The 4,602-nt window shown below is 74.1% G+C and carries 1 protein-coding gene; it reads right to left on the bottom strand.

Annotated elements, in window-relative coordinates; translation table 11 throughout:
- Window positions 1-4,581: type I polyketide synthase (locus tag AB0K25_RS31660; RefSeq protein ID WP_363824005.1), on the bottom strand; the 4,581-nt coding region annotated here is incomplete at its 3' end.
- Window positions 4,582-4,602: the final 21 nt, after the last annotated feature.

Here is a 4,602-nt window from a genome sequence, read left to right on the forward strand (position 1 = left end):
CGAAAACTCCACAAACGTCTCCGGCGTCGCCATCACCGTCACCCCACCAGCCAACGCCAGATCACACTCACCCGACCGCAACGCCTGACCCGCCAAGTGCATCGCCACCAACGACGACGAACACGCGGTGTCCACGGTGACGGCGGGGCCTTCGAGGCCGAGGGTGTAGGCGATCCGCCCGGAGACGACGCTGCCGGCGCTGTGCCCGGTCACATAGTCGTGGTACATCAGGCCGGCGAAGACGCCGGTGGCGGAGCCGCGTACCGAGGAGGGGTCGATGCCGGCCCGCTCGAACGCCTCCCAGGAGACCTCCAGCAGTTGCCGCTGCTGCGGGTCCATCAGCACGGCCTCGCGGGGTGAGATGCCGAAGAAGGCCGGGTCGAAGCCGGCCGCGCCGGGCAGGAACCCACCCTGGTCGGCGTAGCTGGTGTCGGGGCGGACGCCGGTCGGGTCGTAGAGCCGGGCCAGGTCCCAACCCCGGTCGGTCGGGAAGCCGTCGATGGCGTCGACGCCGTCCGCGACTAGCCGCCACAGGTCCTCCGGGGAGGACACCCCGCCGGGGTAGCGGCAGGCCATCCCGACGATCGCCACCGGGTCGTCACCGATCGTGGTGGTGGCGGTCTGCCGGGCCTGCGGTACGTCGAGTGCGCCGCTCAGCTCACCGTGCAGGAACTCGGCGAGGGCGACGGGCGTCGGGTAGTCGAAGATCAGGGTGGCCGGGAGCCGCAGGCCCGCCGCAGTGGAGAGCGCGTTGCGCAGCTCGACGGCGGTGAGCGAGTCGAAGCCGAGGCTCTGGAAGGTGCGGTCCGCCTCGACCGCGTCCGGCCCGGCGAGACCGAGCACGGCGGCGACGTGGGTGTGCACCAGGTGCCGGACGGCACCGGCGCGCTCCTGCTCCGGCAGGCCGGTCAACCAGTCGCTGCCCGACCGGTCGACGGTGCTGGCGGCGGTGGCCGTGCGCCGGGTCGGCCCGGTCAGGGCGCGCAGCACCGGGGGCAACCGGTCGCCGAGGGTACGCAGCGTCGGCACGTCGAGCCGGGCCGGGACGAGGGTGGCCGACCCGCCGGCTACCGCGGCGTCGAGCAGGGCCAACCCGTCGGCGGTGGACAACGGCAGCACCCCACCCCGGGACATCCGCTCCCGGTCGGTGTCGGCGAGTCCTTCGGTCATCGTGGAGCCTTCGCCCCACAGTCCCCAGGCCAACGACACCCCTGGCAGCCCGGCGGCCCGCCGGGTGACCGCGAGCGCGTCGAGGTGGGCGTTCGCCGCCGCGTAGTTGCCCTGCCCCGGCGCACCCAGCACCCCGGACAGCGAGGAGAACAGCACGAACGCCGACAGGTCCCGACCCCGGGTCAGCTCGTCGAGCAGCGTCGCGGCGTCCACCTTGGGCCGCAGCACCGCCGAGACCCGGTCCGGGGTCAACGACGACACCACGCCGTCGTCGAGCACCCCGGCGGTGTGCACCACCGCCGACAGGTCCGGCACGTCGGCCAGGGCGGCGGTCAGCTGGTCACGGTCGGCCACGTCGCAGGCGACCAGGTCGACCCGGGCACCGGAACCAGTCAGTTCGGCGACGAGGTCGTCGGCGCCGGCCGCCGCCGTACCGCTGCGCGACAGCAGCAACAACCGGGACACCCCGTGTGCCGTGACCAGGTGCCGGGCCACCGCCGCGCCGAGCGCACCTGTCGCACCGGTGACCAGCACCGTGCCGGTGCCGTAGAGCGGGGCGTCCGACGGCGTCACCGGCAAGGGACGCCTGACGATCCGGGGCACCCGGACGATGCCGTCGCGGATCGACACCTGCGGGTCGCCGGCAGCCAGGGCCGCCGGGAGGATGTCGTCGAGCCGGTCGGTGTCCGCGTCGACGAGGAGGATGCGGTCGGGGTTCTCCGCCTGCGCGGAGCGCAGCAACCCCCAGACCGCCGCGCCCGCCAGGTCGGTCACGTCGTCACCGACGGCGTGCCGGGTAAGGACGACGAGCGGGGCGCGGTCCTCCCCGGCCAGCCAGCGCTGGGCGATCCCCAGCACCCGGTGCACCTCGGCGTGTACGTCGTCGGTGCCTCCGGCGCGCAGCACCACCAGCTCGGCCGCGCCGTCGGCGGTCGCCGTGCCACCACCCGGTAGGGCGGTCGGGGTGTGCCTGTCACCGGTTCCCCCGGCGGCGGTCGCGGAGGTGGCGTCGCCGGCACGGGCGGTGTCGGGGTGCCACGCCCAGGCGGGGGCGGTGTCCGTCGGGGTGACGGCGACGGGCTGCCAGTCGAGGCCGAACAGCGCGTCGGCGACGCCGGTCCCGGCGGTGACCTGCACCGGGCGGAGCACCAGCGACCGTACGGTGGCCACGGGTGCGCCGACCGCGTCGGCGACCGCGATCCGTACCCCGGTGCCGGCGGGGGTGAGCCGGACCCGGAGGCTGGTCGCGCCGGTGGCGTGCAGTGCCACTCCCGACCAGGCGAACGGCAGTCCCCGGGGGGTGTCGCCGTCGGCGCGGGTGAGGACGTGCAGGCCGGCGTCGAAGAGGGCCGGGTGCAGGCCGTAGCCGTCGGTCTGCGTACCGTCGGGGAGGTCGACCTCGGCGAAGAGTTCGTCGCCGGCCCGCCAGGCGCGGCGCAGACCCTGGAAGACCGGGCCGTAGTCGAGCCCGCCACTGGCGAGGTCGTCGTAGAGGCCGGCCAGCGGCAGCGGTTCGGCATCGGCGGGGGGCCACGCGGTGAGCGCGACGCCGGGGGTGTCCCCGGTGGTGAGGACGCCGGTGGCGTGCCGGGTCCAGGGGGCGTCGTCGCGGTCCCGGGAGTGCACCAGGACGGCGCGGCGGCCGGTCGGGTCGGGCGTCTCCACGGCTACCTGTACCTCGACGCTGCCGGCGGCGGGGACGACGAGCGGCGCGTGCAGGGTCAACTCGTCGAGCAGGCCGACGCCGACCTGGTCACCGGCGTGGATGGCGAGTTCGACCAGGCCGGTGCCGGGGAACACGGCAGTGCCGCCGACGGCGTGGTCGGCCAGCCACGGGTGGGTGTGCAGCGACCAGCGGCCGGTGAAGACGACACCGTCGGTGTTGGCCAGCGGCACGGCGGCGTCGAGCAGCGGGTGGGTGGCGGCGAGCAGGCCGGCACCGACCAGGGCCGGGTCGTAGAGCCAGTAGTGCTGGCGTTGGAAGGCGTAGGTGGGCAGGTCGACCTGCCGGGCGGTGGGGTGGATGGCCGCCCAGTCGAGGTCGACGCCGGTGGTCCACGCCTGCGCCATCCCGGCCGCGTACGCCTCGACCTGCTCACGCTTGCGGCGCTGGAGCGGGATCGCGGTGGCGTCCTCGACGCAGTCGGCGACCATCGCGGTCAGCACACTGTCCGGCCCGATCTCCACGAACCGCGTCACCCCACGGGCCGCCAGAGCGGCCACCGCGTCAGCGAACCGCACGGTCCCCCGCACCTGACCCTGCCAGTACCCGACCGAACCCAACTCCTCGTCGGTGGCAAGATCACCGGTCGCGGTCGACACCAACGGAACGGTCGCCGGACTGGCGGTGACCCCGTCGAGGACCTGCCCGTACTCGGCGAGCATCGGGTCCATCAGATGCGAATGGAACGCATGCGACACCCGCAACCGACGCGTCTTCACCTCAAGGGAGGCTTCCAACGCCGCGACCTGCTCCTCCGTCCCCGACACGACCACCGCACGAGGACCGTTCACCGCCGCCACGTCCACGTCACCCAGATCCAACTCCGCCAACGGGGCGGCGATCGCCAACATCGCCCCACCCGCCGGAAGGGCCTGCATCAGACCACCACGCGCCGCCACCACCCGACACGCATCCGCCAGCGACCACACCCCCGCGACATGCGCGGCGGCAAGTTCACCGATCGAATGACCCGCCACGAAGTCCGGCTTGAGACCCCACGACTCCGCCAGACGGAACAACGCCACCTCAACCGCGAACAACGCCGGCTGCGTCCAGCCGGTCTGGTCCAGGAGACCGTCCGGGTCGGTGAACATCACCTCCCGCAGATCACCACCCAGCAACGGCCCGAACGCCACACACACCTCATCCAGAGCCTGCGCGAACACCGGGAAAGCCGCCGCCAGGTCACGACCCATCCCCACCCGCTGCGCACCCTGACCGGTGAACAGCACGGCGGTGCGTCCGGTGGTGAGGTGGCCGTGCACGCCCTGGCCGGCGGCGAGCGCGCGGAGACCGGCGACACCGTCCGCGACGGCCACGCCCCGGTGTTCCAGCGCCGCCCGGCCGGTGCCGAGGGTCAACGCGACGTCGGCGGGGTGCAGGTCGGCGGTGGTGAGGAAGTCGGCGAGGCGGGCCGCCTGGGCGGCGAGGCCGGTGGCGGAACGGCCGGAGACCGGCCAGAGCGACACCGGAGCGTCCGCCAGGGCGGTCACCGTCGTGGCGGACGGTACGGCCGCCGGCGCGGCGGCGGGGGCCTGCTCCAGGATCAGGTGGGCGTTGGTGCCGCTGATGCCGAACGACGACACCGCCGCCCGACGCGGACGACCGTCGGCGGGCCACTCGACCGCCTCAGTCGCCAACCGCACCTCACCCGCCGACCAGTCCACGTGCGGACTCGGCGCATCCACGTGCAACGTCCGCGGCACCAC

Origin of the sequence: Micromonospora sp. NPDC049257, from assembly GCF_040678915.1 — a bacterium.
GTDB lineage: Bacteria > Actinomycetota > Actinomycetes > Mycobacteriales > Micromonosporaceae > Micromonospora > Micromonospora antibiotica.